Source organism: Streptomyces sp. NPDC052496, assembly GCF_040679095.1.
In the GTDB taxonomy this organism is placed as follows: Bacteria; Actinomycetota; Actinomycetes; order Streptomycetales; family Streptomycetaceae; genus Streptomyces.
In genome coordinates this window covers 1-18,409 of sequence record NZ_JBFAUH010000013.1, presented here as the reverse complement: position 1 = coordinate 18,409, position 18,409 = coordinate 1, and the positions used below count along the sequence as shown (strand labels likewise).

The window sequence follows — 18,409 nt, the reverse complement described above, 5'->3', positions numbered from 1 at the left end:
CCCGTGATCACTTCCCTCCTCGTCGCCAACCGTGGCGAGATCGCCCGCCGCGTCTTCCGCACCTGCCGCGAGCTGGGCATCGCCACGGTGGCCGTGTACTCCGACGCGGACGCCGACGCGCCGCACGTCCGCGAGGCCGATGCCGCCGTACGCCTGCCGGGCCACGCCCCCGCCGACACCTACCTGCGCGGCGACCTGATCGTGCAGGCCGCGCACGCCGCCGGAGCCGACGCCGTCCACCCCGGGTACGGCTTCCTCTCCGAGCACGCCGGCTTCGCCGCGGCCGTCGCCGACGCCGGCCTGACCTGGGTCGGGCCGCCGCCCGCCGCCATCGAGGTGATGGCGTCCAAGACGCGCGCCAAGGAGCTGATGGCGGCGGCCGGGGTGCCACTGCTCGCCCCCGTCGATCCGGAGCGCGCCACCGAAGCCGATCTGCCGCTGCTGGTGAAGGCCGCGGCGGGCGGCGGCGGGCGCGGCATGCGCGTCGTACGGAGGCTCGTAGACCTTCCCCGTGAGCTGGCGGCGGCGCGGGCCGAGGCGGCGTCGGCGTTCGGGGACGGCGAGGTGTTCGCCGAGCCGTACGTCGTCGGCGGGCGCCACGTCGAGGTGCAGGTCCTCGCCGACGCGCACGGGGCCGTCTGGACGCTCGGCACCCGCGACTGCTCCCTCCAGCGCCGCCACCAGAAGGTCATCGAGGAGGCCCCCGCCCCCGGCCTCACCGACGAGCTGCGCACCTCCCTGCACACGGCCGCCGCCGACGCCGCCCGCACCATCGGCTACCGCGGCGCCGGCACCGTCGAATTCCTCGTCTCCGCCACCGGCCACGCCCACTTCCTGGAGATGAACACCCGCCTCCAGGTCGAACACCCGGTCACCGAGGCGGTGTACGGCGTCGATCTGGTCGCTCTGCAACTGCGGGTGGCCGAGGGGGAGGCGCTGCCGGACGGGCCGCCTGATCCGCACGGCCATGCCGTCGAGGCCCGGCTGTACGCGGAGGACCCGGCGGCGGACTGGCAGCCGCAGACCGGCACGCTGCACCACCTGTCGGTGCCCGACGGCGTCCGCCTCGACTCGGGTGTGGACGACGGCGCCGTCATCGGCGTGCACTACGACCCGATGCTCGCCAAGGTCATCGCCTGGGCGCCGACCCGCGCCGAGGCCGTACGCAAGCTGGCGGGCGCGCTGGAACGGGCCCGCGTGCACGGCCCGGTCACCAACCGCGACCTGCTCGTACGGTCCCTGCGCCACCCCGAGTTCGCCACCGCGACCGGCCTGGACACCGGCTTCTACGACCGCAACCTGGACGGGCTGACGGCGGCCACCGACACCCCGGTCACCGGCCTGTGCGCGCTGGCCGCCGCCCTCGCCGACGCGCACGGCCGGTCCCGCTTCGGCGGCTTCCGCAACGTACCGTCGCAGCCGCAGACCAAGACGTACGCCTGCGGCGGCACCGAGTACGCGGTCCGCTACCGGCTGGGCCGCGACGGGCTGCACGCCGAGGACTTCCCCGGCGTACGGCTGCTGTCGGCCGCGCCCGGCGAGGTCGTGGTGGAAGCGGACGGCGTACGACGCCGGTTCACCGTCGCCCGCCACGGCGACCGGGTGTACGTCGACTCCGCCGCCGGCTCCCGCACCCTGACCGCCCTGCCCCGCTTCCCCGACCCCGCCGCGCGCACCGAACCCGGCTCGCTGCTCGCCCCCATGCCCGGCACCGTCGTCCGCGTGGCGGACGGCCTGGCCGAGGGCGACCGGGTGGCGGCCGGTGCCCCGCTGCTCTGGCTCGAAGCCATGAAGATGGAACACAAGATCACCGCACCCGCCTCCGGCACCCTGACCGCCCTGCACGTCAAGGCCGGCCAGCAGGTCGAGGTCGGCACACCGCTGGCCGTCGTCACCGGATGAGGCCGTCTCCGCATGAGGCAGCCGCCGCATGAGGCAGCGGCTCCGACGGTCCGCCCCCCGAGTGACGTCCTCCCCCTCGAAGGAGTCCCCGTGAGCACCTCCTTGAGCACCCCCGTGATCGAGACCGACGAACACCGCGCCCTCCGCGCGTCCGTCGCCGCGCTCGGCAAGCGCTACGGACGCGAGTACTTCGCCCGCGTCGTCGCCGAGGGCAAGCACACCGACGAGCTGTGGGCGGAGGCCGCCGAGCTGGGCTACCTCGGCGTCAACCTGCCCGAGGAGTACGGCGGCGGAGGCGGCGGCATCGCCGAACTCTCCCTCGTGCTCGAAGAGCTGGGCGCGGCCGGCTGCCCGCTGCTCATGCTCATCGTCTCGCCCGCCATCTGCGGCACCGTCATCGCCCGCTTCGGTACCGAGGAGCAGAAGCGGACCTGGCTGCCCGGCCTCGCCGACGGCTCCCGCACGATGGCCTTCGGCATCACCGAACCGGACGCCGGTTCCAACGCGCACCGCATCACCACCACGGCCCGCCGCGATCCGGCCACCGGCGAGTGGGTCCTCAACGGGCGCAAGGTCTTCATCTCGGGCGTGGACATCGCCGAGGCCACGCTGATCGTCGGCCGTACCGAGGACGCCCGTACCGGCAAGCTCAAGCCCTGCCTGTTCATCGTCCCGCGCGACGCGCCCGGGTTCGGGCGCAGTCGGATAGCGATGGAGCTGGGCGCGCCGGAGAAACAGTTCGAGCTGACACTGGACGACGTACGGCTGCCTGCCGACGCGCTGGTGGGCGAGGAGGACGCGGGACTGCTCCAGCTCTTCGCCGGGCTCAACCCCGAACGCATCATGACCGCCGCCTTCGCGCTCGGCATGGGCCGCTACGCCGTCGAACGGGCCGTGGACTACGCCCGTACCCGCCAGGTCTGGAAGGCGCCCATCGGCGCGCACCAGGCCATCGCCCACCCCCTCGCCCAGGTCCACATCGAGCTGGAACTCGCCCGCCTGATGATGCAGAAGGCCGCCCACCTCTACGACGCGGGCGACGACATGGGCGCGGGCGAGGCCGCCAACATGGCCAAGTACGCGGCGGCCGAGGCGGCGGTCAAGGCCGTGGACCAGGCGGTGCACACCCTCGGCGGCAACGGCCTGACCCGCGAGTACGGCCTCGCCACCCTGATCACCGCGGCCCGCGTCGCGCGGATCGCGCCGGTCAGCCGGGAGATGATCCTCAACTTCGTCTCCCACCAGAGCCTCGGCCTGCCCAAGTCGTACTGAGGCCCGTGCCCTGGCGTGCGCGGCATCGCGGCCGCCGTACTGACAACCGCACCGGCAGCCGCGATGCTGCACGCACACGGACAGACGCCCGCCCGCCGCCCGGACCGGCCCGGACGAGCGCCGCTGCTGAGGGGATGGCCATGGTCTTTCACAGTCAGTACGCCGATGTCGCACCCGTGGACCTGCCGATCCACGAGGCCGTCCTGGGCCGGTCGGCCACCGAACACGCCGCGCTGCCCGCCCTGATCGACGGCCAGGACGGCACCACCGTCAGCTACGCCGAGCTGGACGGCGCCACCCGCCGGATCGCCGCCGCCCTCGCCGACGCCGGTGTCCGGCCCGGTGACGTGCTCGCCCTGCACAGCCCCAACACCCTCGCCTACCCGGCCGTCTTCTACGCCGCGTCCCGCTGCGGCGCGGCCGTCACCACCGTCCACCCCCTGTCCACCTCCGGGGAGTTCGCCCAGCAGCTGCGCGACTCCGGCGCCAACTGGATCGTCACCGTCTCCCCGCTGCTGGAGACCGCCCGCAGTGCCGCGGAACAGGCGGGCGGCATCACCGAGGTCTTCGTCTGCGACGGCGCCGTGGGCCACCGCTCGGTACGCGACATGATCGCCTCCACCGCCCCCGAGCCCGCCGTACACCTCGACCCCGCCCAGGACGTGGCCGTCCTGCCGTACTCCTCCGGCACCACCGGCACGCCCAAGGGCGTCATGCTCACCCACCGCTCCATCGCCACCAACCTCGTCCAGCTCGACCGGCTGATCAGCAGCGGCCCCGGCGACCGCGTGCTGGCGGTGCTCCCCTTCTTCCACATCTACGGGCTGACCGCCCTGCTGAACGCCCCGCTGCGCAACGGCTCCACCGTCGTCGTGCTGCCCCGCTTCGACCTCGAACACTTCCTGCGCACCATCGAGAAGTACCGGGTCAACGCGGTGTACGTGGCCCCGCCGATCGTCCTGGCCCTCGCCAAGCACCCGGCGGTCTCCCAGTACGACCTGGCCTCACTGGACTACGTTGTCAGCGCCGCGGCCCCGCTCGACGCGCGGCTCGCCGACGCCTGCGCCCGCCGCCTCGGCCTGCCGTACGTCATGCAGGCGTACGGCATGACCGAACTCTCGCCCGGCACCCACGCCGTGCCGCTGGGCGCCGACGGCCCGCCGCCCGGCACGGTCGGCAAACTCCTGCCCGGCACCGAGATGCGCATCCGCTCCACCGACGCGGACAAGGACCTGGGCACCGGTGAGAGCGGCGAGATCCTGATCCGCGGCCCGCAGGTCATGAAGGGCTACCTCGGGCGGCCGGCGGAGACCGACGCGGTGATCGACGCCGACGGCTGGCTGCACACCGGCGACATCGGCCGGGTGGACGCCGACGGCTGGCTGCACGTCGTCGACCGCGTCAAGGAACTGATCAAATACAAGGGCTGCCAGGTCGCGCCGGCCGACCTCGAAGCGGTGCTGCTCACCCACGAGGGCATCGCGGATGCCGCGGTCATCGGGGTCACCGACGCGGACGGCAACGAGGTCCCCAAGGCGTACGTCGTACGGCAGTACGGCGAGCAGGGGGCCCGGCTCACCGAGGACGACGTCATCACGTACGTTGCCGGGCAGGTCGCCCCGTACAAGAAGGTACGGCGGGTGGAGTTCACGGACGCCGTGCCCCGCGCCGCCACCGGCAAGATCCTGCGGCGCGAACTGCGCGCCAGGGAAAGGAGTTCCACGGCCTCATGACCGACGCCACACCGGACGCCACCCCGGACGCGCCGCTGGTACGGCACGCCCACGAGCGGGGCGTCACCACCCTCACCCTCGACTCCCCGCACCACCGCAACGCGCTCTCCCGGCGCCTGGTGGGCGAGCTGCACGCGGCGCTGGCGGCGGCCGCCAGGTCCGACAGCACCCGCGCCGTGCTGCTCACCCACACCGGGACGACGTTCTGCGCGGGCGCGGACCTGACGGAGGCCACGGGCCCCGGCGATGCCACGGACGCAGGCGATGTCACGGACCCCACCGCTGCCGCGGCCTCCGGCCCGCTCGGCCTCGCCCGCCTCCTGCGCACCATCATCGAACTCCCCAAGCCCGTCGTCGCCAAGGTCACCGGCCACGTACGCGCGGGCGGCCTCGGTCTCCTCGGCGCCTGCGACGTGTCCGTGGCGGGCCCCGGCGCCACCTTCGCCTTCACCGAGGCCCGCCTCGGCCTCGCGCCCGCCGTCATCTCCATGCCGCTGCTGCCCCGCATGGACCCGCGCGCCGCCGCCCGCTACTACCTCACCGGCGAGCGCTTCGACGCCGCCGAGGCGGCCCGGACCGGCCTGGTGACACTGGCCGCCGACGATCCGGACGCCGCCCTGGAACCGGTCCTGGCCGGGCTGCGCAAGGGCTCGCCGCAGGGCCTGGCGGAGTCCAAGGCCCTGGTCACCGCGGAGGTCCTGCGCGTCTTCGACCGTGACACCGCGGCCCTCGCCGGGACCTCGGCCCGCCTCTTCGCGTCCGACGAGGCCCGCGAGGGCATGACCGCCTTCCTCCAGCGCCGGGAACCGTCATGGGCACGGTGACCTCCTCCCGCGCCGCCAAGGAGCCGCAGCAGGAACGCAGCCGCGCCACCCGCCGCGCCCTGCTGGAAGCGGCCGTCTCCTGCCTCGCCGAGCGCGGCTGGAGCGGCAGCACGGTCTCCGTCGTCGCGGAGCGCGCGGGCGTCTCGCGGGGGGCCGCCCAGCACCACTTCCGTACCCGCGAGGACCTGTTCACGGCCGCCGTCGAGCATGTCGCGGAGATGCGCCAGGGCGCTCTCAAGGCGGTGGCGAACGACCTGCCGCCCGCCGGATCGACGGAACGCACCCGTATCGTCGTCGAGGAGATCGTCAACCTCTATACGGGCCCCCTCTTCCGCGCTGCCCTGCACCTGTGGGTGGCCGCCTCCGACGAGGAGCCGCTGCGCGACCGGGTCACCGCCCTGGAGGCGCGGGTCGGCCGCGAGGCGCACCGTACGGCGGTCGCCCTCCTGGGCGCCGACGAGTCGGTCCCCGGCGTCCGCGAGACCGTACAGGGCCTCCTCGACATGTCCCGTGGCCTCGGCCTCGCCACTCTCCTCACCGACGACAAGCCCCGCCGGGACCGCGTGGTGACGCAGTGGGCGCACATCCTGGACAGCGTGCTGAACGGGGGCTGACGGGGTTCAGGAAGGCTGCTCGTGGGGGGCGGCGTCGGGGCAATCGGGGCCGGGAGTGGGGGCGGCGTCGGGATCGGGTTCGGCGTCGGCCTGCGCGTACGTGCCGAGGCGGCGGGCCAGCGCGTGTACGAGATCGCGCAGGGCGGCGGGGCGCTCGATGACGAACGGGCGGTCCAGGGCGGCCAGCAGGGGAGGAAGCCAGTCCAGCCGCTCGGCCCGGATGCGGACGCGGACCCACTCCGGCCCATCGTCGGAAAGGGCGGCGATCCCGGCCGGAAGGTGCTCGCGAAGGTGCTCGACGCTGCTCCGGACGCGCAGCGACACATCGTGGATCCACGGGGTACGGGCGAGGCGGTCCAGCACGGTCGCCGCCGGGTCGAAACCGTCCGGGACGTCAAACGAACCGGTCAGCACACGGACCGAAGTGATCCGGTCCAGCCGGAAGATCCGCACCTCCCCGCCGTCCGGGGCCGCGCCCGTCAGATACCACCGCCCGGAGTGCGCCACCAGACCGTACGGCAGGACCGTACGGTCGCTGCCGCCGCCCTTCCGGTCCGTGTACCCGAACGCCACCGGCCGCCGCCCGCGTACGGCGTCGGCGAGTCCGAGCAGCACCGCCGCCTCCGGCGGGGCGGCGGGCCGGGGCCGCTCGGTGAAGCCGGCCGTCTCCAGCAGCGCCTCCAGCCGCTGCCGCAGGGGCGCCGGCAGCACCCGCCGGACCTTCGCCGCGGCGCTCTCGGCGGCTGCGGCGGAGGCGGCACCCGGTCCGCCGCGCTGCCCCGCGAGCAGTCCGAGGAGCACGGCCAGGGACTCCTCGTCGGTGAGCATCAGCGGGGGCATCCGGTAGCCGGGAGCGAGCCGGTAGCCGCCGTAGCGGCCCCGGACCGCGTCGACGGGGATGTCCAGGTCCAGCAGGTGGGCGACGTAGCGGCGGACGGTGCGCTCGTCGACGCCGAGGCGGGCCGCCAGCTCGGGCACGGTACGGATGCCGCCGCCCTGAAGGATCTCCAGCAGGGCGAGGACCCGGGCGGTGGTCGAAGTGGTCACCCCGGAAGTCTGCCGCGAATACCGGGCGGAACCTGTCCGGTACGGCTCCTAACGTGAGCGGAGCCCGCAGCTCGCGGCGCCTTCCTCCCCAGCAGAAAGCCGTGCCATGAACCTCGTCTCCCTCCGCGTGATCACCGACGACGTCGCCCGCCTCGTCGCGTTCTACGAGGACGTCACCGGCGTCCCGGCGGCCTGGTCGACCCCCGAATTCACCGAACTCCGCACGCCCTCCGGCACGCTGGCGCTCGCCGGCAGCCGCACGGTGGCCCTGTTCGGCGAGGGCACCGCGCGGGCCGCCGCCAACCACACGGTGATCACCGAGTTCCGCGTCACCGACGTCGACGCGGAACACCGGCGTCTGGCGTCCCTCGGGTGCGCCTTCGTCCAGGAGCCGACCACGATGCCGTGGGGCAACCGCTCGCTGCTCCTCCGCGACCCCGACGGCAACCTGGTCAACCTCTTCACGCCCGTCACCGAGGACGCCCTACGGCGCCAGGAGCGCCCGGCCGGGGGGACCGGCACCGGCACTCACGCGGGCAGCGTGTAACCCTCCACGGCCTCCGGACCGCGCGGCCCCGGGCCCACGTACTTGGCCGACGGCCGGACCAGGCGCCCGGTGCGCTTCTGCTCCAGGATGTGCGCGCTCCAGCCCGCCGTACGGGCACAGGTGAACATCGACGTGAACATGTGCGCCGGGACCTCAGCGAAGTCCAGCACGATCGCCGCCCAGAACTCCACGTTCGTCGCCAGGACCCGGTCCGGACGCCGGTTGTGCAGCTCCTCCAGGGCGGCCTTCTCCAGCGCCTCGGCGACCTCGAAGCGCGGCGCGCCCAGCTCCCGGGCGGTGCGCCGCAGCACCCGGGCGCGCGGGTCCTCGGCGCGGTACACCCGGTGGCCGAAGCCCATCAGCCGCTCGCCGCGGTCCAGCGCCTGCTTCACGTACGCCGTCGCGTCACCCGTCCGCTCGATCTCCTCGATCATGCCGAGGACCCGGGACGGCGCCCCGCCGTGCAGCGGCCCGGACATCGCGCCGACCGCGCCGGACAGCGCGGCGGCCACGTCCGCGCCGGTCGAGGCGATGACGCGCGCCGTGAACGTGGACGCGTTCATGCCGTGCTCGGCCGCCGAGGTCCAGTACGCGTCCACCGCCGCGACGTGCTTGGGGTCCGGCTCGCCGCGCCAGCGCTTCATGAAGCGCTCGACGATCGTGCCGGCCTTGTCGATCTCCTTCTGCGGCACCATCGGCAGGCCCTGCCCGCGCGCCGACTGCGCGACGTACGACAGCGCCATGACCGCGGCCCGCGCCAGCTCGTCACGGGCGGTCTGCTCGTCCGTGTCCAGCAGCGGTTTCAGGCCCCACACCGGCGCGAGCATGGCCAGCGCGGACTGTACGTCCACCCGGATGTCACCCGAGTGGACCGGGATCGGGAACGGCTCGGCCGGCGGCAGCCCCGGGTTGAACGACCCGTCGACCAGCAGCCCCCACACGTTCCCGAAGGAGACCTTGCCGACCAGGTCCTCGATGTCGACCCCGCGGTAGCGCAGCGCGCCGCCTTCCTTGTCCGGTTCGGCGATCTCCGTCTCGAACGCGACGACTCCTTCGAGTCCGGGTACGAAGTCGGACATCAGGCGGCTCCTCAAGATGTGGACGACATGCGGCTCATGACCAAGATGCCGTGCGTTCGAGATCTGTCAGGTCAGGCTGGTCGGGTCGGCGGTTCGCGGACACCGCGCCGGCGGGCCGGTTCCGTACGGCCGCTCGGGCTCCGGTCCGGTTACGCGGCCGCCCTGCGGCTCGCGGTCCGTACCGGTCACTTGCGTCATGCCCCGCGCGGGCGTTGGTCACCCGACCGGCACCCGTGGCCGCCTGCCCGGAGCACGTCACTTCGATCACTTCAGGGCGGACACGATATCCCGCACCGGCCGTGCGCCACAGTGGCGCGCGGCACGATTCTGGCCGGTCCGGTACGTACCGGGAAGCGTGAGATCCGGCACACCGGACGATTCGCTGAAGGAAGGGTTACGGCAGGCCGTCCAAGGGCAGACTTCCCTGCCACCCGGCTGCCCCAACAGGCCCGCATGCTGCAAGATGTGGCCGTGCACTCCGCCGACACGCCCACCCCGGACCCGCTCGATCCCTCCGCCATGCGGGCGCAGTACCGCGCCGAGGGACTCACCGAGGCCGAACTCGCCCCCAGTCCGTACGACCAGTTCGCGCGCTGGTTCAAGGAAGCGGCCACCAGCGGACTGCACGAGCCGAACGCGATGGTCGTCTCGACCGCCGACGCGGCGGGCCGCCCCAGCTCAAGGACCGTACTGCTCAAGCGCTTCGACGAGCACGGCTTCGTCTTCTTCACCAACTACAGCAGCCGCAAGGGCCGCGACCTGGCGCAGAACCCGCACGTCTCGCTGCTCTTCCCCTGGCACCCGCTGGCCCGTCAGGTCGTCGTGACCGGCACGGCCGCCCGGATCGGCCGTGACGAGACCGCCGCGTACTTCCGCACCCGCCCGCACGGCTCCCAGCTCGGCGCCTGGGCCAGCGACCAGTCCGCACCGGTCGCCTCCCGCGCGGAGCTGGAACGCGCCTACGACGAGCTGGCGGCCCGCTACCCCGAGGGCGAGCAGGTGCCGGCGCCGCCGCACTGGGGCGGCGTACGGGTCGTCGCGGAGACCGTCGAGTTCTGGCAGGGCCGGGAGAACCGCCTGCACGACCGGCTGCGCTACGAACGCGAACCGGGCGGGGACGGCTGGTCCGTCGTACGGCTCGCGCCCTGAGCGGCGGCGGGTACGGCGACGGGCGGCCCGTCGTGCGGCTCGCGTCCTGAGCCGAGGGGGCGTACGGCGCCTGCGGGGGAGCGGGTACGGCCGCGCGTCCCGGCCCGCGGACGCAGACGACCCGCGGGCTGCTTCCCCCGCGCCTGGGCGCGAAGGGGCCGGTCGGACGAACCGGCAGCCCGCGGGTCGGGTGACTGCTCTGGGATTGGCCGGCTGCGCAGCTGTCTCCTGCGCTGGTCCGGCGCTGCACACTGAGTGCGACGACGGGCCGCTAGCCCGCAGCCACCTCACGCGTCCGGTGCGAAATCATCTGCCGAACCACCTCCCTTCTCGTGTGCCTCACACCCTAGGAACCGGTCCGGCGGGCGCACAACCGAATTTCCGGCGGCCGCAATCCTAGGGATTTCCGCGAATGGGGTGTGGCCCGCGTCACGTTCCAGTTGAATGATCCGGCGTGCAGCACGTGCGGCCGCGTTCGTAGGGGGTGCCAGTGGCTGCTTCGTCTTCGTCGTCTTCGTCGTCCTCCTCCTCCTCGTCCTCGTCCTCGTCGCACCGCTTCGAGCCCGTACCGCCCGGGGGGCCGGGCCGGGGAGCGGACCGGGGCGGTCCGCCTCCGGACGGCACGCCCGCGGACGCGTGTCCCGACGCGGACGCGGACCCGCAGCCGGACAGTGACGACTCCGGCCTGCTCGCCGCCCTGCTGGACGGCATGGACGCCGCGCTGTGCGCCTTCGGCGCGGACGGCTCGGTCACGCACTGGAACCGCGAGGCGGAACGCATCCTCGGCTGGACGGCGGACGAGGCGGTCGGCCGCCCCGGGCTGGCCGGCTGGGCGGTCCGCAAGGAGGACGCCGACGAGGTGGAGGCCCGCCTGCTGGCGGCGACGCGCTCCCCGGGACGCCAGGTCCACGAGTTCGCGCTGCTGACGAAGGACGGGCGGCGCGTCCTGGTGCGTACCCAGTCCTCGGCGGTGCTCGGGCCCGACGGCCGGGCGGCGGGCGTGTACTGCGCGTTCAGCGAGGTGCACACCCAGATCGACCTGGAACGCTCCATCGCGCTGAGCGAGGCGCTCTTCGTGGACGCCTCCTGGGGCGTGGTGCTGGTCGACGCCGACCTGCGGCCCGCCGTCGTCAACGCGCACGCCGCCCGCGCCCTCGGCATGGGCCGTACGGCCGTCCTCGGGCGCCCGCTGGGCGACCTGCTGACCCAGGGCGTGGAGGAACTGGAGAGCGCCCTGACGCACGTCCTCGCGGAGGGCACCCCGCCCGCCGCCGCCGAACTGTGGGTCACGCTCCGGTCCGACGAGGCCGAACCGACCCGCCGGTGCTGGCGCAGCGGCTTCGTACGGCTGGCGTCGCCGCTGGCGGAGGAACCCGTACCGCTCGGCGTGGGCTGGCTCTTCCAGGACGTCACGGACGCCAAGCGCACGGAACAGGAAAGCGCGCTGCTGCGCTTCCGCGCCCAGCAGCTGCACCGGGCGGGCCGGGCCGCGGGGGAGTGCGAGGACCCGATGGAGGCGGCGGCGGTCCACCTGGACTTCGCGCTGGCGGGCTTCGCCGACCACGGGCTGGTCGACCTGGTGGGCGGCGGCGAAACGGGCGCCGGCGGCGGGGCGGGCGCCCCTTCCGGGGACGCGCCCACGCTCGTACGGGCCATCGCCTCACCCGCGGGCGCGCCAGGCCCCTCCGAGGCCGTACCGCCCACCGGGATCCCGGTGGCCTACGGGGCGGGCCACCCGGCCGCCCAGGCGCTGCAGCGGTGCGGCTCGGTACGGGCCGGCGCGGGCCCGGCGGTCGCGGAGGGCTGGGCCGCGGCCCGCAAGTGGCCGGACGGCACCGTGCACGGCCTGTGTGCGGTGCTGCGCAGCCGGGGGCGGACGCTGGGTGTGGTGACGTTCCTGCGCGGCCCCTCGCGGCGCCCCTTCGACCGCGCGGACGCGGCGTACGCGGAGGACGTCGCCTCCCGGATCGCGGCGGCGCTCGATCTGGCGGGGCTGCCGGGGAAAGACTGAAGCGGGCGGGCGGGCCGCGGTGGTTCCTGCGGCCGTCCCTCCGCCCGCTACTGCCGGTAGTAGATCCGGTCCGCGTACTCCCGCATCACCCGGCCGTTCCAGTCGTGGCCGCCGTCCACGTTCCCGGAGCGCAGCAGCGGCGGGTCGATGCCGCGGTCGGCCAGGACGCCGGCGGCGGTCGCGACGACGGACTGCATGATCGCGCTGGTGACGACCGTCGAGGCCGGTGCGAACGGCGCTTCGATGCCCGGCAGCGTCAACTCCGCGTCGCCCACCGGGATCTTGCTGTCCAGGACGATGTCGCAGTGGTCCCGCAGGTGCGTGCCGGAGACGTGCCGCGACTTGGTCTCCTCCGCGTACGCCACCGACGTCAGCCCGATGACCTTCAGGCCGAGCGCCCGCGCGTTCATGGCCATCTCCACCGGCAGCGAGTTGCGCCCGGAGAGGGAGATGACGATGAGCACGTCACCGGCCTCCAGGGGGCTGGTGTCCAGGACGGCTCCGGCCAGCCCGTCCACCCGCTCCAGCGCGCTGCCGAGCGTGGCGGGCCGTACGTCGACGCCGACCACGCCCGGGACGGTCAGCAGGTTCATGACGGCGAGGCCGCCGGCCCGGTAGACGGTGTCCTGCGCGGGGAGTGAGGAGTGCCCGGCGCCGAAGGTGAAGACCCGGCCGCCGGCCTCGACGGTGTCGGCGATGAGCGTCCCGGCGGCGCCGATCCGCTCGTCCTCCTCGTCGCGCACCCGGCGCAGCAGGCCGATCGCGGCGTCGAAGTACTGCCCGGCCAACCGGTTGCTCTCGCCCATCGCCGCGGGGCCCCTCTCGTCGGTACTCATCGGTCTTGTACGTTGGTCCTCGTACATTTGTCCTACGTTCTGACGCGCCCGGCAGTGCGCGCCGGCCGCCGGCGGCACGCACCGGTACCGACGGTGGCGGCCCTGCCGGGACAGCCGTGGCGCGGATCACGTTGCGGTCTGGACCAGTGCCCTGTCAATACGGTGTGCGCCACCGCTCGCGACCGTACGGACACCTTCCGGCCCCCCGGGTGTCGCCCGGTTGCCGCCCTACCGCAGGGCGGGCGCCGCCGTACCGGGGTTCCGGGAGGGCCCGGCCGGAGCGGACGCGGAACCGTTGTCAGTGGGATGCGTCAGAATTGAGGTCAGGGCCACCGCACGACACATCAAGGGGCACGCATGTCCGGACTGATCGACACCACGGAGATGTATCTCCGCACCATCCTTGAGCTGGAAGAGGAAGGTGTGGTCCCGATGCGCGCCCGGATCGCCGAGCGGCTCGAACAGAGCGGCCCGACGGTCAGCCAGACCGTGGCGCGCATGGAGCGGGACGGCCTGCTCACGGTCGCGGGCGACCGCCACCTGGAGCTGACCGAGGAGGGCCGCCGGCTGGCGACCCGCGTCATGCGCAAGCACCGGCTCGCCGAGTGTCTGCTCGTCGACGTCATCGGGCTGGAGTGGGAGCAGGTGCACGCCGAGGCGTGCCGCTGGGAGCACGTGATGAGCGAGGCGGTCGAGCGCCGCGTCCTGGAGCTGCTGCGGCATCCGACGGAGTCGCCGTACGGCAACCCCATCCCGGGCCTGGAGGAGTTGGGCGAGAAGGCCGAGGCCGACCCGTTCCTGGACGCCGGCATGGTGAGCCTGATGGACCTGGAGGCCGGCGCGGACGGCAAGACGGTCGTGGTGCGCCGGATCGGCGAGCCCATCCAGGCGGACGCCCAGCTGATGTACACGCTGCGGCGGGCCGGGGTGCAGCCGGGCGCGGTGGTCAGCGTGACCGAGTCGTCCTCGGGCGTCCTCATCGGCAGCAGTGGCGAGGCGGCGGAGCTGGATCCCGAGATCGCCGCGCACGTTTTCGTGGCCAAGCGCTGACCTTCTTCCGCCCCGCTCCACTCGGCTGACCTGGCCCGACGGCCACCCTGGCGCGGTGCTCAACTGCTGTACGACCTGACGGAGTTGGCGGAACGCGAGCGCGGCGGCCGGTGGCGTGTCACGCTGGCGCTGAGCGTGTGCGCGACGGCTGGCCGAGGGCCGCGCGGCGATGCCGTACGGGCCCCGGCGGGCGTGTGCGTACGCGCCGAGAGCGGGCTCATGACGTGTGGCGCCGGAGACCTGGGGCGAGGCGGCCGACGACGGACAGGACCTGACCACGCCTGCCGCCGCGGCCCCGGGTCGGGGAGGGGGCTCGGGTGAGGAGCGCTCCGCCGCGACCCCGTCCTCAGGCCGGGGCGCCGCTTCCGGTCGTGAGGTGCTCGAAGCGTGTGAAGCGCGCGCGGTGCGTGCGCCGGGTGCGGCGCGTGACGTGTGTGCAGCGCGTGCGGTGCGTGAGGCGTGGGCGTGTGCGGAAGCCGGCCCGGTCGCGGAAATGCCGCCGCCCCCGGGTGCCGCGGTTCGGTCCTCACCTGCCGCCGGTGGCGGCGCGGCGACCTCGGCCCGGAAGACGACCAGGGCCCCGGCGCTGCGAGCAGCCGGGGCCCCGCCTCCCCACGTCCCCCCGCCCAGACCCGGAGCCCCGAGCTCTCAGGGTCTCTCCCCGTGGGCCCCCTTCCCGGTGGGGCCCGCCTCCCGCTACGTGTCTCCCCTCGGCGAGGACCGGCAATCCTTGGGCATGGTCACCCGTACGAGGGTTATTGAGCGCAGAAACAGCCGATTCGAATAGGGGTTCGATAGTGTGGGGCTGCTCACGGACCGAATGGGGGTGCCAGGGCCCATGGTGCGGCGTATCGACGTGACGGGGACCGGCGGCGTCCGGCTCGCCGCCTGGGAGTTCACCGACCCGCCGAAGACCGGCCGGGCCGGCGAGGTAGGGGACCGCGGCCCCGGCGTGCTGCTCCTGCACGGCCTCATGGGGCGCGCGTCGCACTGGGCCGACACCGCCCGCTGGCTCGGCTCCCGGTGCCGCCCCGTCGGACTGGACCAGCGCGGCCACGGCCGCAGCGAGAAGCCCCAGGACGGCCCGTACGACCGCGAGGCGTACGTCGCCGACGGCATCGCCGCGATCGAGCAGCTCGGACTGGCGCCCTGCGTCCTGATCGGGCACTCGATGGGCGCCCTGACGGCCTGGCAGATCGCCGCCCGCCGGCCCGACCTCGTGAGCGCGCTGGTCATCTGCGACATGCGGGCCTCCGCCCTGGGCGCGGCCTCCCAACAGGAATGGACGGACTGGTTCCGCTCCTGGCCGGTCCCGTTCGCCACGCTCGCGGACGTACGCAAGTGGTTCGGCGAGGACGACCCGACCCTGGAGCGGCCCAAGCCGGCCCGCGGCGAGTTCTTCGCCGAGATCATGGCCGAGCGCGCGGACGGCTGGCGCCCGGTCTTCTCCCGCCACCAGATGCTCACCGTCCGCGAGACCTGGGTCCATGACGCGCACTGGGAGGATCTCGCCCTGGTGGAGTGCCCCACCCTCGTGGTCCGCGGCCTGGACGGCGAACTGGGCCGCGCCGAGGCCCAGGAGATGGTCCGCGTCCTCCCGCACGGCGTCTACGCCGAGATACCGGACGCCGGGCACTGGCTCCCCTGGGAAGCCCCCGAGGAGTGGCGAGGCGTCCTGGGCCCCTTCCTCGAATCCGTCCTCCCGGCCTGACCGCCGGCACCCCGGCGGCCCGCCCGACTCACCCACCCTGACCTCCTTCGTCCCACCTGTCACTCCCACCCCGCCGTCCCCGCCGCACCAGGCGGAGCGCCGGTAATGTCGCCGGCCATGCGCCTTCTTGTACTTGGCGGTACGTCCTTCGTGGGCCGCGCGATCGTCGAGGACGCCCTGCGTACCGGCGCCGACGTGACCCTGTTCGGCCGGGGCCGCACCAATCCGGGCCTGTTCCCCCACCTGCCCCGGCTCATCGGTGACCGCGACACCGGCGACTACTCCGCGCTGCGCCACGGCAGTTGGGACGCGGTCGTCGACGTCAGCGGCTACGTACCGCGGCACGTCGGGCAGGCGATGGACGCCCTGGGTGACCGCGTCGGCCGGTACCTGTTCATCTCCAGCCACGCGGTCTACGTCCGTACGGGCGTGGCTCCGGGCAGCGACGAGAACACCCCGCGCCGGCCGCCCGTCCGCGACACCGAGGAGCTGACCGAAGCCACGTACGGCCCGCTCAAGGTGGCCTGCGAGGACGAGGTGTTCGCCCGGTACGGCACGCGGGCGACGCTCGTGCGGCCGGGCAAGGTGGCCGGGCCGCACGACTCGATGGACACCTTCACCTACTGGGTGCGCCGCGCCGCACGCGGTGGCCGGGTGGCGCTGCCGGGCGACCCCGCCCAGCCGGTGCAGGTCCTCGACTCCCGCGACCTGGCCCGCCTGGTGGTGCGGTTGCTCACCGACGACCGCTCCGGGATCTTCCACGCGGTGGGCCCGGCCGAGCCGACGACCCTCGGCGGGCTGATCGAAACCTGTGCGCGGGCAGCGGGCACGGAGATCGACATCGTGCCGGTGCCTCCCGAGGGAGCACCGGACATGTTCCCCCTCGTGCGCGCGGACTGGCCTTCCCAGCAGCGCAGCGCGGCGCGCGCCCGGGCGGCGGGCCTGCCCGCCACGCCGCTGGCGGTGACGGCGGCCGACGTCCTGGCCTGGGACCGTGCCCGGGGCGAACCCCCGCTCGGCCTCGGCTTCACCCCCGAGGAGGAGCAGGCCGCCCTGGCCGGCCAGGCTGCCGGACGGGTCAGGACGTTCGGGTGTGGTGATCCAGCAAGCGGGTGAGCAGCTGTACGAACTGGTCGCGCTCGGCCGGGTCCAGCGGCGCGAGCAGTTCGTCGTGCAGATCGTCCAGCACCTTGTCGAGGCGGCGCAGGTGGCGACGGCCCCGGGCGGAGATCGTGATGATGTTGCGGCGCCGGTCCGCGGGGTCCGGCTCGCGCTCGACGAGATCCCGCTCGGCCAGTTCGTTGAGCACCCCGACCAGGTCGCTCCGGTAGATGCCGGTCCGCCCGCTCAGCGCCGCCTGGCTGCCCGGTCCGAAGTCCTGGAGCGAGGCGAGCACGGCGTAGTGCCACTTGCGGGCGTCGGACTGGGCCAGCCCCTCGCAGATCAGCCGGTCCGACCGCGCGGTCAGCTGTGACAGCAGCCGACTGGCCCGACGGCGCAGCCTGTCGGGCGTCTGGAGCGCGCCGTCGTCGGGCAGGGCGGCAGCTTCGGCTCTGGTCATGGCGCGCATCCTATTCATTGCGTTAGTCAGCCTAACGATGTACGTTCACTCGCGCCGAAAACGTTAGTCAGACAAACGTTGTTCGAGTGAACTCCGAGGAAGGAAGAACTTGCCCACCAAGGCGCTGCAGATTCCCACCAAGGACGGCCAGGCCGACGCTTTCGCCGCCTTCCCCGACGGCGGCGGGCAGCACCCGGGAGTGCTGCTGTACCCGGACGCCTTCGGCGTGCGGCCCGTACTGAAGGACATGGCCCGCGAACTGGCCGGCCACGGGTACTACGTACTCGTCCCCAACCTCTACTACCGGAACCGCCCGGCACCGGTCTTCGACCTCCCCGAACTCATCGGGAACGAGGCCCGCCCCGCGATCTTCGCCGAGGTGATGCCCCTGGTCGAGGCGCACACCACCGATCGCGTCCTGCGCGACGCCGAGGCCTACCTCTCCTTCCTCACCGCCCAGCCCGAGGTCGGCGACGGGCCCGTCGCCGCCATCGGCTACTGCCTGGGCGCCGTCCTGGCGGTACGCACCGCGGCCGCCCACCCCGGCCAGGTGGCCGCCGTCGCCGGCTTCCACCCCGGCGCCCTGGTGACCGACGCGCCCGACAGCCCGCACCGCCGGCTCTCCGGGCTGACCGCCCAGCTCCACCTCGGACTCGCCGAGGGCGACATGACCCCCGAGGCCCTCAGCGAGTTCCACCAGGCCCTGGACGCCGCGGGCGTCGCCTACACCACCGAGGTCTACCCCGGCACCGTCCACGGCTTCACCATGTCCGACACCGAAGCCTTCAGCCCCACCGGCCTCCAGCTCCACTGGGACCGCCTGCTCCCCCTCCTCGACCGCACCCTGACCGGCAACTGAGCCTGCTGGCCTCCGGACCATGGCCGGTGACCCACCCGGTCATGCGTCCCGGCTCCCCTCGCGGTGCGAGGGGAGCCCGCTGGGGCGGGCACCTCCTCACAGCCGCACTCGGTGAAAAGCTGAGTCTGTCGGGAATCTTGGAAGCTACGCCGCGTGGAGGGCGAGGGCGCGAGGAGTTCGATGCTGCTGTTGAGCAGCTAGCGCGGCCACGAGG

The 18,409-nt window shown here is 73.7% G+C and carries 16 protein-coding genes; 12 read left to right on the top strand and 4 right to left on the bottom strand.

Annotated features, from left to right (window positions below):
* Nucleotides 1–3: 3 nt before the first annotated feature.
* The 5 genes from AB0L45_RS18315 (at nt 4) to AB0L45_RS18295 (ending at nt 6,345) form a co-directional block, all read left to right on the top strand.
* Nucleotides 4–1,902 carry a biotin carboxylase N-terminal domain-containing protein gene (locus tag AB0L45_RS18315; RefSeq protein ID WP_365841018.1) on the top strand — a complete coding sequence of 633 codons (1,899 nt, stop codon included), beginning with the start codon at nt 4–6 and terminating at the stop codon, nt 1,900–1,902.
* 102 nt (nt 1,903–2,004) lie between these two features.
* A complete protein-coding gene (locus AB0L45_RS18310) occupies nt 2,005–3,174 on the top strand; it encodes an acyl-CoA dehydrogenase (protein ID WP_365841355.1) in 1,170 nt (389 codons plus the stop codon).
* Between the two features lie 140 nt (nt 3,175–3,314).
* On the top strand, nt 3,315–4,907 hold the full coding sequence (locus AB0L45_RS18305) for a 4-coumarate--CoA ligase family protein (protein WP_365841016.1): 1,593 nt from the start codon (nt 3,315–3,317) through the stop codon (nt 4,905–4,907).
* A complete protein-coding gene (locus tag AB0L45_RS18300) occupies nt 4,904–5,731 on the top strand; it encodes an enoyl-CoA hydratase family protein (RefSeq protein WP_365841014.1) in 828 nt (275 codons plus the stop codon). Before AB0L45_RS18305 ends, AB0L45_RS18300 begins: the two co-directional genes overlap by 4 nt.
* A complete protein-coding gene (locus tag AB0L45_RS18295) occupies nt 5,719–6,345 on the top strand; it encodes a TetR/AcrR family transcriptional regulator (RefSeq protein WP_365841012.1) in 627 nt (208 codons plus the stop codon). Before AB0L45_RS18300 ends, AB0L45_RS18295 begins: the two co-directional genes overlap by 13 nt.
* Nucleotides 6,346–6,351: 6 nt before the next feature.
* Here the strand turns inward: AB0L45_RS18295 and AB0L45_RS18290 are convergent, their stop codons facing one another.
* Nucleotides 6,352–7,392, bottom strand: a complete 1,041-nt coding sequence (locus tag AB0L45_RS18290; protein ID WP_365841010.1) for a WYL domain-containing protein — start codon at nt 7,390–7,392, stop codon at nt 6,352–6,354.
* Between the two features lie 106 nt (nt 7,393–7,498).
* Between AB0L45_RS18290 and AB0L45_RS18285 the strand changes: the two genes are divergently transcribed.
* A complete protein-coding gene (locus AB0L45_RS18285; protein ID WP_365841008.1) occupies nt 7,499–7,939 on the top strand; it encodes a VOC family protein in 441 nt (146 codons plus the stop codon).
* Here AB0L45_RS18285 and AB0L45_RS18280 read toward each other — a convergent pair.
* Nucleotides 7,921–9,018, bottom strand: coding sequence for a citrate synthase 2 (locus tag AB0L45_RS18280; protein WP_365841006.1), 1,098 nt, complete (start codon nt 9,016–9,018; stop codon nt 7,921–7,923). The genes AB0L45_RS18285 and AB0L45_RS18280 overlap by 19 nt on opposite strands.
* Before the next feature lie 519 nt (nt 9,019–9,537).
* Between AB0L45_RS18280 and pdxH the strand changes: the two genes are divergently transcribed.
* Nucleotides 9,538–10,167 (top strand): pyridoxamine 5'-phosphate oxidase, encoded by a 630-nt coding sequence (gene pdxH / locus AB0L45_RS18275; protein ID WP_365841353.1) that lies wholly within the window; start codon nt 9,538–9,540, stop codon nt 10,165–10,167.
* 685 nt (nt 10,168–10,852) lie between these two features.
* On the top strand, nt 10,853–12,178 hold the full coding sequence (locus AB0L45_RS18270; protein WP_365841351.1) for a PAS domain-containing protein: 1,326 nt from the start codon (nt 10,853–10,855) through the stop codon (nt 12,176–12,178).
* 47 nt (nt 12,179–12,225) lie between these two features.
* Here AB0L45_RS18270 and AB0L45_RS18265 read toward each other — a convergent pair whose 3' ends face one another.
* A complete protein-coding gene (locus AB0L45_RS18265; RefSeq protein WP_365841349.1) occupies nt 12,226–12,984 on the bottom strand; it encodes an SIS domain-containing protein in 759 nt (252 codons plus the stop codon).
* 387 nt (nt 12,985–13,371) lie between these two features.
* Between AB0L45_RS18265 and AB0L45_RS18260 the strand changes: the two genes are divergently transcribed.
* The 3 genes from AB0L45_RS18260 (at nt 13,372) to AB0L45_RS18250 (ending at nt 16,891) form a co-directional block, all read left to right on the top strand.
* Nucleotides 13,372–14,064, top strand: a complete 693-nt coding sequence (locus tag AB0L45_RS18260; protein ID WP_365841004.1) for an iron dependent repressor, metal binding and dimerization domain protein — start codon at nt 13,372–13,374, stop codon at nt 14,062–14,064.
* An 838-nt stretch (nt 14,065–14,902) separates the two neighbouring features.
* Nucleotides 14,903–15,775 (top strand): alpha/beta hydrolase, encoded by an 873-nt coding sequence (locus AB0L45_RS18255; protein WP_365841002.1) that lies wholly within the window; start codon nt 14,903–14,905, stop codon nt 15,773–15,775.
* Nucleotides 15,776–15,892: 117 nt separating this feature from the next.
* Nucleotides 15,893–16,891 (top strand): NAD-dependent epimerase/dehydratase family protein, encoded by a 999-nt coding sequence (locus AB0L45_RS18250; protein WP_365841000.1) that lies wholly within the window; start codon nt 15,893–15,895, stop codon nt 16,889–16,891.
* Here the strand turns inward: AB0L45_RS18250 and AB0L45_RS18245 are convergent.
* Nucleotides 16,854–17,336 (bottom strand): MarR family winged helix-turn-helix transcriptional regulator, encoded by a 483-nt coding sequence (locus AB0L45_RS18245; protein WP_365840998.1) that lies wholly within the window; start codon nt 17,334–17,336, stop codon nt 16,854–16,856. The genes AB0L45_RS18250 and AB0L45_RS18245 overlap by 38 nt on opposite strands.
* A gap of 109 nt (nt 17,337–17,445) precedes the next feature.
* Between AB0L45_RS18245 and AB0L45_RS18240 the strand changes: the two genes are divergently transcribed.
* The gene (locus tag AB0L45_RS18240) at nt 17,446–18,195 is read left to right on the top strand and encodes a dienelactone hydrolase family protein (protein ID WP_365840996.1); all 750 of its coding nucleotides are present in this window, start codon (nt 17,446–17,448) and stop codon (nt 18,193–18,195) included.
* Nucleotides 18,196–18,409 lie beyond the last annotated feature (214 nt).